At 68.8% G+C, this 11,895-nt stretch carries 9 protein-coding genes and 2 riboswitches; of the genes, 2 read left to right on the top strand and 7 right to left on the bottom strand.

Annotated features, from left to right (window positions below; genetic code table 11):
• Positions 1 to 27: 27 nt before the first annotated feature.
• The 7 genes from ODI_RS12640 to ODI_RS12670 all read right to left on the bottom strand — a co-directional run bounded on the left by ODI_RS12640 (position 28) and on the right by ODI_RS12670 (position 9,648).
• Positions 28 to 1,398, bottom strand: coding sequence for an HlyD family type I secretion periplasmic adaptor subunit (locus ODI_RS12640; RefSeq protein WP_082985483.1), 1,371 nt, complete (start codon positions 1,396 to 1,398; stop codon positions 28 to 30).
• Positions 1,395 to 3,323 carry a type I secretion system permease/ATPase gene (locus ODI_RS12645; protein ID WP_067758703.1) on the bottom strand — a complete coding sequence of 643 codons (1,929 nt, stop codon included), beginning with the start codon at positions 3,321 to 3,323 and terminating at the stop codon, positions 1,395 to 1,397. Before ODI_RS12645 ends, ODI_RS12640 begins: the two co-directional genes overlap by 4 nt.
• Before the next feature lie 137 nt (positions 3,324 to 3,460).
• A complete protein-coding gene (locus ODI_RS12650; protein ID WP_067758700.1) occupies positions 3,461 to 4,069 on the bottom strand; it encodes a heme acquisition protein HasA in 609 nt (202 codons plus the stop codon).
• Between the two features lie 126 nt (positions 4,070 to 4,195).
• Positions 4,196 to 7,207 (bottom strand): TonB-dependent receptor, encoded by a 3,012-nt coding sequence (locus ODI_RS12655; protein WP_231968046.1) that lies wholly within the window; start codon positions 7,205 to 7,207, stop codon positions 4,196 to 4,198.
• 142 nt (positions 7,208 to 7,349) lie between these two features.
• Positions 7,350 to 8,348 carry a FecR family protein gene (locus ODI_RS12660; RefSeq protein WP_082985481.1) on the bottom strand — a complete coding sequence of 333 codons (999 nt, stop codon included), beginning with the start codon at positions 8,346 to 8,348 and terminating at the stop codon, positions 7,350 to 7,352.
• Between the two features lie 69 nt (positions 8,349 to 8,417).
• Entirely contained in the window at positions 8,418 to 8,924 is a 507-nt protein-coding gene (locus ODI_RS12665; RefSeq protein WP_067758698.1) for an RNA polymerase sigma factor, read from the bottom strand.
• Positions 8,925 to 9,015: 91 nt separating this feature from the next.
• Positions 9,016 to 9,648 carry a biliverdin-producing heme oxygenase gene (locus tag ODI_RS12670; RefSeq protein WP_067758695.1) on the bottom strand — a complete coding sequence of 211 codons (633 nt, stop codon included), beginning with the start codon at positions 9,646 to 9,648 and terminating at the stop codon, positions 9,016 to 9,018.
• 165 nt (positions 9,649 to 9,813) lie between these two features.
• A riboswitch (glycine riboswitch) is annotated at positions 9,814 to 9,905 on the top strand.
• Positions 9,906 to 9,908: 3 nt separating this feature from the next.
• A riboswitch (glycine riboswitch) is annotated at positions 9,909 to 9,990 on the top strand.
• Between the two features lie 49 nt (positions 9,991 to 10,039).
• On the opposite strand from ODI_RS12670, the gene ODI_RS12675 reads away from it, so the two are divergent.
• Together ODI_RS12675 and ODI_RS12680 are read left to right on the top strand one after the other, a co-directional pair.
• Positions 10,040 to 11,296: a D-amino acid dehydrogenase gene (locus tag ODI_RS12675; protein WP_067758692.1), complete on the top strand. Its 1,257-nt coding sequence runs from the start codon at positions 10,040 to 10,042 to the stop codon at positions 11,294 to 11,296.
• A 136-nt stretch (positions 11,297 to 11,432) separates the two neighbouring features.
• A complete protein-coding gene (locus ODI_RS12680; protein ID WP_067758689.1) occupies positions 11,433 to 11,888 on the top strand; it encodes a hypothetical protein in 456 nt (151 codons plus the stop codon).
• The last annotated feature ends 7 nt before the right edge of the window (positions 11,889 to 11,895 follow it).

An 11,895-nucleotide genomic window follows, 5' to 3' on the forward strand; every position in this document is an offset into this window, starting at 1 on the left:
CCGCGGCCGTCCGGCGAAACCCGCGCATCATGACTCTCCCCATGCCGTCCGGACCCGGTCCTGCAAGGGCTTGAAGAGGTAGTTCAACAAGGACCGCTCGCCGGTGCGCACGAAGACCTCCACCGGCATGCCCGCGCGCAAGGGCGCGTCGCCCAGGCGGGCCAGCTCGCCGGCGCCCACCTGCACCCGCAAGGTGTAATAGGGATGGCCGCTGCGCTCGTCCTCGAAACGGTCCGCCGACACCAGCGCGACCTCACCGGCTAGGCGTGGCGTGCGGGCGCTGTCGAAGGCGGAGAACATCAGCTCGACGGGCAGCCCGGCGTACACCTTGTCCACGCTGGCGACGGGCAACCGGCCTTCCACTGTCAGGGGCTGGTCCTGGGGCACGATCTCCATGAGCCGGGTGCCGGCCTGCACCACGCCGCCCACGGTGTGGGCGGCAAGACCCACCACGATGCCGCTGGCCGGTGCGCGGATTTCCGTGTGGGCCAGTTCGAAGCGCGCCGTCTCCAGCCGCTGCGCGGCCTGCTCGGCCTGCACGCGGGCCTCGGCCAGATCGGCGCGGACTTCCTGCTGGAAGGCGTCACGGCGCTGCTGGGCCCGAAGGTTCAGTTCCGCCAATTGCTGGCGCGTCTGGCCGATGGTGCCCAGGTCCGACGCGATCTCGCCCGACAACTGCGACTGCATGCGCGACAACTCCAGCAGGCGGTTGCGCGGCACATAGCCTTCTTCGGCCAGTCCTTTCAGGTTGTCCACCTGTTCGCGCAGCAAGGTCTGTTGCGCGCGCTTGTGGGCCAGCGATGCCTCCAGGCCGGACAGCAGGTTGCGGCTGCCCTGGGCGGACGCCTCGATGCCCGACAGTTCTCCCGCCAGCGACGCGCGCCGGCTGGCGAAGAGCTGGCGTTCGAGCTCGAAGGCCGCCAGCGCGCGCGTGTCTTCCGCCCCGATGGCGGGCCGCGCGATGTCCGCGCTGCCATCGCGCTCGGCCGTCAGCCGCGCCACGCGTGCGGTCAAGGCGGCCAGTTGCTCGCGCAGGCCCTGCGTTTCACCCTGCGCGCGCGTGGCATCCAGCCGCAGCAAGGGCTGGCCCGCGCTGACGGTCTCGCCCTCGCGCACCAGCAGCTCGCCCACCACGCCCCCGCCCAGGCTGTCCACCGCCTGGCGCTCGCCGCTGACCACCACCACGCCGGGCATGGGCACGCCATTGTCCAGCGGCGCAAGCGCCGCCCAGGCCAGGAAGCCGCCGAAACCCAGCAGCACGACCCACCAGCCCAGGCGTCCCGGGCGTGCATCGCGCAAGCGGGCGTCCTCGGCCGTCGGCCACAGCACCGCGTCCTCGATATCGGCGGACGCGGTTTGCCCGCGCGAGGGGCGGCGCGCGATCACGGCCTGGCTCATGCCTTGTCTCCTTGATGCTTGATCGTCATGCCGGCGGGCATGGCATAGGCCCCATCCGTGCCGGTCGCCCTGCGGCGCAACCCAGGCACCGGGCCGGTGGCCGCCAGCCCGGCCGTGGCGCTGTTGGCGGCGGCGTCCGAGGCCACGGCGGACGGGTTCGCCGCCTGCCTGGCCTGGCCCGCGTCCTGCAACTTCGCCAGCACCTGCGCGGTCGGTCCCACGCCTTGCAGCTGTCCGGCCCGCAACACCAGCAACTGGGTCGTGGCCGCCAACACCTTGGGTTTGTGCGTGATCAGCACGACGGTCGCCTTGCGGGCCCGCAAGCCTTGCAGCGCGGCCATCAAGGCCTGCTCGCCTGCGTCGTCCAGGCTGGCATTCGGTTCGTCCAGCACCACCACGCTCGGTTCGCCGTACAAGGCCCGGGCCAGGGCCACGCGTTGACGCTGCCCCCCGGACAAGCCTTGGCCTCCCATGCCCAGCACGGTGTCATAGCCTTGCGGCAGCCCCAGGATCAACTCGTGCGCCCCCGCCGCCTGGGCGGCGGCCACGACACGTGCCGCGCGGCTGGCCTGCGCCTCGTCGGCCTCATCGCCTGCCGGCTCCTGGAAACGTGCGATGTTCTCGGCCACCGTCCCGGCGAACAATTCGACATCCTGGGGCAGGTACCCCATCCACGGCCCCAGCCGCTCACGATCCCATTGCGCCAGGTCTGCCCCATCCAGCCGCAAGACACCGACGCGTGGCGTCCAGATGCCCGCCAGCACGCGCGCGAACGTGGACTTGCCGGAACCCGACGGACCGATCACCCCCAGCACCTCGCCGGCAGGCAGCACCAGGTTCAGGTTCACCAGCGACGGCGTCCGCGCGCCTGGCGGCAGCACCGTCACCCCCTCCACCCGCAAGGCGCCGTCGGGGCGCGGCAGCGGCAAGCCCGCCGCGGGCTCGCCGTGGTCGGACAGCAAGGCCTGCAGGCGCGCATGCGCCAGGCGCGTGCCGCTCCATTGCCGCCACGCCGCGATCACCTGGTCGATGGGACTCAGCACGCGCCCCATCAGGATGGAGCCGGCGATCATCATGCCCGGACTGATCCGGTTGTCCATGGCCAGCCAGGCGCCCAGCCCCAGCACCGCCGATTGCAGCGCAATGCGCAGGCTCTTGGAAATCGCGCCGATGCCGACCGACGTCCGGCTGGCCTGCGCCTGTCTTCCCACGTAGGCCCGGTGCAGGCGCTGCCAGCGCCGTTGCAGCGCGCCCAGCATGCCCATCGCCTGGATGCTCTCGGCGTTGCGCAACTGCCCTTCGGCCAGCAGGTTGGCCCGCAGCGACCAGGTGCCCGCCTCGGCCAGCGGCGTGCGGGATTGGCGTTCATTCAGCCAGGCCAGCCCCATCAGCAGCAAGGCGCCCGCCAGCGCCAGCACGCCCAGCCACGGATGCAGCAGGAACATCACCAGCAGGAACAGCGGAAACCAGGGCGCGTCGAAGAAGGCGAACACGGCGCTGCCCGTCATGAACTGGCGCAGGGTGTTCAGGTCGCTCACGGCCTGAGCCGCATTGGCGGGCTGTCCCGCCAGCCCGCGCCGGAAGGCGGCGCCATGCACCTGTCTGCCCAGCACCGCATCGAAGCGCGCCCCCAGTTGCACCACCACCATGCCGCGCGCATATTCCAGCGCGCCCATCATGGCCAGCAGGCCGAGCATCAACAGGCTCAGCATGACCAGCGTGGCCGGATTGCCCGACGCCAGCACCCGGTCGTAGACCTGCAGCATGTACAGCGCCGGCGCCAGCATCAGCAGGTTGATCACTGCGCTGAAGGCCGCCGCGCTGCGCCACGCGCCGCGATAGCGCCGCAACACGTCGCGGATGTCCACGGAAGCAGGCGCGCCCGGATCGGGTGGCGCGGCGGATGCGCGCACGGAGTCGAGCATGGTGAAGGCCTCGGCATGAAACCGGCGATGCCCTGAGGGCTGGCATCGCCAAAAACAGGAAAGGTCCCGGACGCGATGCCCGGGACCGGTATCCCGGCAGCCTTGGCGGCCGCCGGGATGACGACGTGGCAGCCCGTTTAGGCCGCCAGCGCCACTTCCGTCTCGGACAGCGCCGAGGCGCCGACCAGGTCGGCGATGGACACGCCGTCCAGCGTCAGGCCGTTGGCTTGCAGGGCGGCCAGCAGGCCGCCATTGCTCACCGTGTTCAGGCTGTCCGACGCGCCCGACACCGAGCCGTTCATCAGGCCCCAGATCACGTCATGGACGACGTTGGTGCGGCCATCGGCGATGTCCCCCACCAGCGGCGTGTCGAAGTTGAACGTGAGGAAGGGCTTGTCGACGACGCCCGTGTCCGACACGCCCGCGCCCAGCGTGATGCTGGTGATCGAGCCGTGCAGGGTGTGCGACACCGGGCCGTCACCGACCGAACCATTGAGCGGCGGGAAGTAGTAGCTCAGGTTGCCCGTGGCCAGGAAGGCGAAGCCGTCCACCAGCGTGCTGGTGTAGCCGTAGCTGGTGCCGTTGAAGGTATCGCCGCCGAAGAAGCCGCCATAGTTGGGCGCGCTGGTGTGCTCACCTTGCACACCGTTGTTCTGGAATTCGGTCAGGACGGTGCGCAGGTCATCGTCGGCGGAGGTGAAGTCCGGGAAGAAGTCTTCGTCGTAATCACTGATGTAGGCGCTCATAACAACACTCCTGTCTGAAGTTTCGATGCCGGAATCGCTTCCGGCGCCCAGGATGGCGAGGCTCGCCACCCCCATGCGGCAACACGCCGCATGTCCCTGCGCCGCGCGCACTCGCGCGGCAATCCCTTAGAAATGGATCTCCATCCCGACCTGCACCGTCCGGCCTGGCGCATAGGTGCGTGCCAGCGCGTCCGAGTAGCCGTCGCGGTACATGCGGTCGGTCACGTTCTCCACCGCCGCCATGAGCTTGATCTGCTTGGTGGCCTGGTAGCTGGCGAACCAGTCCCAGGTCGTGTAGCGGAACCAGGTCTGCGCGCCGCCGGTCTCGCGGTTGTAGTAACCATTGCCGCTGTAGGTGAAGCGCACGCCGGTGTCGAGCTTGCGTTCGAACATGCGCACACCCAGCACCGCGGCGCCCTTGTCCACCGGCTTGGCGATGGCGCTGTTGAAGACGTTGTTGCGGCACACGATCATGTCGTTCACCCAGGCCTCCCACGAGGGATAGCCCGCCGCCAGGGCATCCTGGTGGCCTTGCGGATAGCTGCCGTCCTCGTTCGGCTGGTCGTGCACGCTGCTGCCGGCGCCGGCGAAATACAGGTCCTGGCAGAACTTGTTGGCGCCGCCCAGGTAATGCGTGTAGGACAGGCCGGCATAGATCCAGCCTGCGTCGTAGTGCCCTTCGAACTCCAGGCCACGGAAATTGGTGACGTTCCGGTTGTTGACGAAAGCGACCTTGCCGAAGCCGAAAGGCACTGTCGTGCCCGTGCCCGGCAGGTTGTTCTCCAGCGAGGAATACAGGTAGTTGTAGGCGCGGGTATCGAAGTAGCCGAGCTTGGCCGACAGGCGGTCGCCGCGCTGGAATACGTCCTGGAACTGGGTGTTCACGCCCAGTTCCCAACTGCGCGTCGTCTCCGGATCGGCGTTGGGGTTGGGATACATGACCGACGCGTTGTCACCGGGATGCGCCCCCACCATCAACGATTCGTTGATCGCGGGCGGACGCCACGAGCGGCCCCACGTGCCATAGAGTTCCAGCCAGGATGTCGGCCGGACCGCCGCGGCCAGCGAGGGCAGCAGCTTGCCTTCGCTGCGGTCCACGGACGAGTCATACATGCCCTGGCGCTGCGTCCACTGGGGTGCCAGGTTCGGGTTGTTCCAGTAGCCCCTGCGGTCGTTCGCCTCCATGAAGGCAGCCGCGCCAGCCTCGCCGCCCGTGCGTCCAGCCTCGCACGCCCTGCGCTGCGTCGCCGAGGTGCCCGGGCAGAAACGCGCCATGTAACGCTGGAAGCGGTCGACATACTCATGCTGTGTGCCCGGCACCTGGGTATCGCCCTTGAGCCAGTACCGGTCATAGCGCAAGCCTGCCGAGAGCGTGTAGACCTCGTTCTCGAACGTGACGTTGGCAAAGAGGCCGCCCATGTCACGCTTGCCCTTGGGGTTGAGCCCGACGCCCTGGCCGTAAGGGTTGTACGACGGCACCGCGCGGCCCTTGTGATCGAGGGCGATCGAGGAACTGGCACGGTCCGTGTAGTACTCGCCGCCATAGTTCACGCGCAGCACGCTGGCCTCGCCGATCGGCAGGCGCGACGTGTTGTCCAGCTGCATGCCATGGGTCTTGGTGCGGATGCGGTGATCGGAGCCCAGCCCGTAACCGCAAGCGGTGCGCACGGAATCCGCCACCGTCTCGCCTTCGCAATTGCCCCGCTCCCAGGCGCCGTCCACGGACAGCCTGATCAGTTCCGGGTCCGTCAGCGGCACGGTTCCGCTGCCGATGCGCAGCGAGCGCGGATACGTCGGGTCCGTGTAGTTCCGGTTGCGGGTATCGACGGAATACAGCTTCAGGTTCAGGTCCACCAGGTTGTTGCCCGGCGGCTGCAGGCGGTAGTCCAGCGAATACCCCTGGGATTGCACGCGCGAACTGCCCAGGCTGCGCCACACCGTGCCCCCCTGCTGCATCGACAGGTCGGCATCCGTCGTGTTCTGGTAGCCCACCTGCGTGCCCACGTAGCTGAACTGCAGCGACTGGCCGCCGTCCAGGTTCCAGCGGGCCTTGAACAGGCTGGAGTTCTGGCGCTGGCTGGCGTACTTCACGTCGTTGAACGCGGCCAACTCGCCGTCCTGCCAGGCGGTGTTGTGGTTCGCGCCGCGCGAGCCGATCTCGTAATCGCCGAAGGAACGGCGGGCATAGGCGGCCAGCAGCTCCACCCGCTCGCCCACCCGCGCCGCGCCCGCGGCGCTGCCGATGAAGTTCACGCCATTGCCGGCATTGCCCAGGCCGGTGTTGGCGCGCAGCCGAAAGCCCAGGTGCTGGCCTTCGCGCAGCACGTCATCGAAGTCCAGCGTGCGGAAGTTGACGCTGCCGCCGATGGCGCCCAGGCCGTGCACATCCGAGCGGGGCCCGCGCTCCACCACCACGGTGGACAGCAGCTCGCTGTCGACGAACATTTCGCCATTGCGCTGCATGTGCCCGGTCTGCACGAAGTTCTGGCGCATGCCGTCGATCATCATGTTCACGCGGCCGAAATCCTGCATGCCGCGGATGTTCACCGACAGGCCGGGGTTCAGGCGATTGACGGCGCTGGCCACGCCCGGGGTGTCCTGGATGAGGTCGGCGGCATGCCGCGCCGGCGTGCGGTCCATCTGTTCGCGCGTGATCACGCTGACCGCGCGCGGCGTCTGGTAGACCCACTGGTCCTCGGGGATCCTGCCCACCACCACCACTTCCGGCAGCGCATGCACGCTGACACGCGATGCCGCGGGCAGCGCATACAGCTGCACCGCCAGGCGCCCGCCGTCGCGCGGCGCCGCGTAGCGGTAGCCCACGCCCGAGCCAGACAGCAGCACATCGAGCCCTTGCGTCACCGTGAACTGCCCCACCAGCGGGCTGGCCTGCAGATGACGCAGATCGGCTTTGCCGACAAACAGATCGATGCCTGCCTGCTGGGCGAAGACCATCACGGCCTCGCCCAGAGGCTGTGCGGCGATGTTGAACTGCCGCACAGCCTGTCCCGCCTCGACCGTCTGCGCCTGCCCCGCGGCAGGCGACTGGGCCCAGGCAGCCGCTGGCGGCAAGACCGCCAGCGCCCCTGCCGCCAGTGCCTTGCCCGCCAACCCCATTCGTCCTCGTGTTCTTTTCATGTTCTGTCCGTGCCAAGATGCAAACGCGCATCATTAACATTGACGGACCACGAAAAGAATCGAGTAAAAAAAGATGAGAATTATTATCGAAGGGGCTGGAAGCGTGACGCCTGGCCTGCCACCGGGCGCAGGAAGCCGCCCGTCAATACACCATCGTCAGGCCGGGCAGGCGCACGGCCTTCAACCCGACCTGCGCACAGAGGCGGTCGATGGCATCGTCCAGGCTGTCCAGATGCACCAGCGCCGTGACCGGCGTGCGCACGGCCTCACGATTGAGCATCACCAGCCGTCCGGGCAGGAAGCCGTCGATGCGCGCCAACGCCTGGCCCAGGGGCTGTGCCTCGAAGCGCAACAAGCCCTGTGTCCAGTCTGCCTGGCTGTCCGGCGACATCGGGGTGGACACCACGCCCTCGTCGGCGCTGTACCGCACGCTCTGCCCTTGCTCCACCCGCGCCTGCGCACGGCCCGCGCGCGGCGGCTGCGCCAGGCCCACTTCTACGCTGTGGGCGAGCACGCCCACCCAAGTATGGGTGGCGTCTTCACGCCGCACCAGATAGCGCGTGCCCAGCGCCGTGCTGGCGCCAGGGCCCGCAACGACGACGAAGGCCCGCGGCTCGTCAGCCGAACGCGGCGCCGGCGAGAAGACCGCCTCCCCGCGCAGCAGCGTCGTGCGCCGCTGCTTGCCGTCATACGACACGTCCAGGGCGCTGTCGCTGCCCAAGAGGACCTCGCTGCCGTCTGACAGATGCAGTGTGCGCATCTCTCCCGGACGCGTACGGTGGTCCGCCGTCAGCACAGCCCAGCCGCCCATGCTTGCCACGCCCAGCCACCCGGCCAGCGCCAGGCCCGCGCCCGCCGCCATGCGGCGTGGCGCGGCGAATGCCTGCAGCAGCGACAGCAATGGATTGCGCGGCGCCCTGGGCACCGGCGCGGCGAAAAGACCGCTGCCACGCAGGTCGCCCGCCAGCGCCCAGGTCATCTCCGCGTCGGCCAGCGCCTGTCCGTGACGCGGATCGCGCGCCAGCCAGCGTGCCAGCCGCCGCGCGCTCCCGGCATCCAGCTCGCCCTCTCCCAGGCGCACGGCCCAGGCCGCGGCGGCTTCGCGCACTCGGCGCGGCACGGGGGCGTTCATTTCGGACATGGAAAGGCCTTCATGAAGACTAAGACGTCTGAGAGCCTTGAAACAGTAAAGATGGCGCCAGCCATGGCCTCAGTCCTCGGTCCCGGCCCGCTCGCGCAGGAAATCCAGCGCCAGGGCCAGGTGCTTCTGCACGGCGCTGGTGGAAACGTTCAAGTGGCGCGCGGCATCCTGGTAGCGCATGCCTTCGATCCGGCACAGCTGGAAGATCTGCTGCGTGCGCACAGGCAGCTCCTGCAACGCATCGTGCAGGCGGCGCAGGCGTTGGCGCGCATCGGCCTGCACGTCCAGCCCGGCAGCCGGATCGTGCACCTCTTCCAGCGTTTCCAGTGCCACCGCCTGGGTGCGAGCCTGATGGTGGTTGCGGCGATGATCGATCAACAGGTGCGTGGCCACCGTGTACAGGTACGACAGCACGTTGTCCGGCATGCCTTCCTGCAGGCGCACGATCAGCCGCGCATAGCAGTCATGCAGCAGATCCGCGGCAAGTTCGGCGTCGCCCGTCTTCAAGACCAGGAAGCGCCGCACCCGCTCCGCGTGCGCTGCATAGAGTTGCTCGATATCGGGTAAGGCCGCCACGTTCCTTTTGACTGTCGGGTCAAGATTGCCAAGACAATGCTCATGATAATCATTATCGCCAAGGCAGAGCGACCCAGCATGTAACACCGCTTTACCCCTGCGCCATGCCTTGCGCCAGGGCGATCACCCGCAGGAACGCGGCCTGCGCGCCCTCCACCACCAGCGACTCGTACTGGTCGCCCACCGGCGCCGCATCGAGCTGGGCGACGAAAGTCTTCCAGTGCAAGGCGCGGCCATCCGCGTGCGGCGCCAGATGCCGGGCGCCGAAATCGGCATCCAGCCCCAGCGCTTGCGCCGCCTTGTACAGGAACGCCGCCCCCAGGTTCGAGCCCTCGGTGACGTACAGCCATCCCAATGCGGTTGCACGGCCGGCGGCATGGCGCGGCGTGGCCAGCGGCAGGTTCAGGTAATGCTCGGGCGTCAGCCCCAGGTCACGGCAGTCCTGCTCGAGCGCGGCGAGGCGCTCGCGCTCGGCCAGACCGGGCAGCCAGCCATTCAGGATCGGATCGCGGAAGTAATGGCGGGTCAGTTGGTGGAAGCGGTACTGCACGATCAGGAATTGCGCATAGTGCTCGCGGTCCTTCATGGGCTCGCCCGCCATCATGGCCGCATCCACCTGGGCGTGCAGCGCGCTGGTGGCCTCCCGCAGGTGCAAGGCGCGCCCGGGCTTGCGGGCGGCATTGGGCTGCCCGGCGGGCGTGACGGTCTCGGTGGCGGTCTGCATGGCTGGCTCCTCGTCTTGGCGCTCGTCACGCGATGGACGAACAGTGTCTCCCTGGTAAGACGGTTCAGCCGCGCAATCGAATACTTTTTCCCGCGGCAGCGCCCTGACGCGAGGCTTGCGCTTGCCGAGCCGCGAAGCTTGCGGCTATGCTCTGCCGGTCGACTCACTGACCGCACAGAAGAGTCCAGCCCGCCCGGGCTGGCGCCGACGGAGCAACCGCCCCGGAAACTCTCAGGCCCAAGGACTGCGCGGTCCAGACGATCTGGAGAGAGGCGCCTTGCGCGCCCACCGAAGGGGAAGCCGCGCTGCCGCGCGGTGAAGCTCTCAGGTAACGGGACAGATGGGGCGCGATGACTACCTGGTCATCGCCCATCCCCTATCTGGAGCGACCATGCCCCGCATCGCCGTACTCGGCGCCGGCATCACCGGCGTCACGACTGCCTATCTTCTGAACCAGGCCGGCCTGGACGTCACGGTCATCGACCGCAAGCTGTATCCGGCCATGGAAACGTCCTACGCCAACGGCGGCCAGCTGTCGGCCAGCAACGCCGAAGTCTGGAACCAGGTGTCCACCCTTGCCAAGGGCCTGCGCTGGATGTTCCAGCCCGATGCCCCGCTGCTCATGAACCCGCGCCCCTCGTGGCACAAGGCCGTATGGCTGGCCGAGTTCCTGTGGGCCGTGCGCAAGTACCGCCAGAACACCATCGCCACCACGCGCCTGGCCATCGAGGCCCGCCAGCACCTGTACGCCATGGCGCAGCAGGAAGGCATCGACTTCGATCTCGAACGCCGCGGCATCCTGCACGTCTATCACGACCGCGCGGGCTTCGAGGCCGCGGCGCGCGGCAACGCCCTGCTGCAGGCCGGCGGCCTGGAACGCCACGCCGTCACGCCCGAGGAAATCCGCCGCATCGAACCGGCGCTGCAAGGCCATTACCACGGCGGCTACTACACGCCGTCGGACGCCACCGGCGACATCCACAAGTTCACACGCGGCCTGGCCCGCGCCTGCGAACGCCGCGGCGTGCGCTTCCTGCATGGCCGAGACATCACCGGCCTGGATCACTCACAAGCCGGCGTGCGCGTGGACATGGCGCCGCTGGATGCGGGCACCGGCGAACGCGTGGCGGACATCGAATCCTTGCAGGTCGATGCCGTCGTGATCTGCGCGGGCGTGGGCAGCCGCCGCCTGGCCGCATTGGCGGGCGACCGCGTGAACGTCTATCCGGTCAAGGGCTATTCCATCACCGTCCACCTGGACGACGAAGCCAGCGTGCGCGGCGCGCCCTGGACGAGCCTGCTCGACGAGCGCGCCAAGATCGTCACCTCGCGCCTGGGCCGTGACCGCTTCCGCGTGGCCGGCACGGCGGAATTCAACGGCGAGAACCGCGACATCCGCGCGGACCGCGTCGAGCCGCTGCTGCGCTGGACGCGCGCCCATTTCGCCATGGACACCTCGCGCGTGGTGCCCTGGGCGGGCCTGCGGCCGATGATGCCCGACATGATGCCGCGCGTGCAGCGCGGCAAGCGGCCTGGCGTCTACTACAACACCGGCCACGGCCACCTGGGCTGGACCTTGTCGGCGGCCACGGCGGCAGGCATCGCCGCGCTGGTGCAGGCCGACTTGCCGGGGTTGCGGCAGATGTGACGGCCAGAGGGGGCACGAGCGGCTCGCCCTGGCGCCCTGGCTGCGCGATAATCCGTCCCTCTTGTGTCTTGGAGGGACCATGAACACGCATGCGGACGGTGCAATACCCCCGATAGCCCCATCACGCCGGGACGGGGTGCTGAGCCTGCTGTTCGGCGTGGCGATCGCGCTGCTGTTTTTCTACGTGCTGCGTGGCACGGGCTCGCGCGCGCCGCTGGCCCTGATCAACAACGGCAACGATGAGGCGGGCGCCGCCGCGCTGGCGGCCCATGCCTTCATCGCCGGCGGCATCGCGCTGTTTCTCAGGAAGCTGAGCGAACGCCTGGGCTTCTTCGGCTTGCTGGCGCTGGTGCTGACGCTGCTGGGGGTGATCATCGCGTGGGGGCTGCCCGCACGCCTCGCCGACGGCCTGCCTTTCGTCGGCGCGCCCACCGCCTTGCTGGTGCTGGCCCTCTTTGCCTTCAAATCCTGGCAGCGAGGCGCGTCGCGCGCGCCGCTGACACGCGGCACGCGCGCCTTGGCCTTGGCGGTGAGCGCGCCGGTGCTGCTGCTGGCGTTCTGGATCGTCGCGCTGCGGCCGCTGTTCTTCTGAGCGGCCC

The organism is Orrella dioscoreae (genome assembly GCF_900089455.2).
In the GTDB taxonomy this organism is placed as follows: domain Bacteria; phylum Pseudomonadota; class Gammaproteobacteria; order Burkholderiales; family Burkholderiaceae_B; genus Orrella; species Orrella dioscoreae.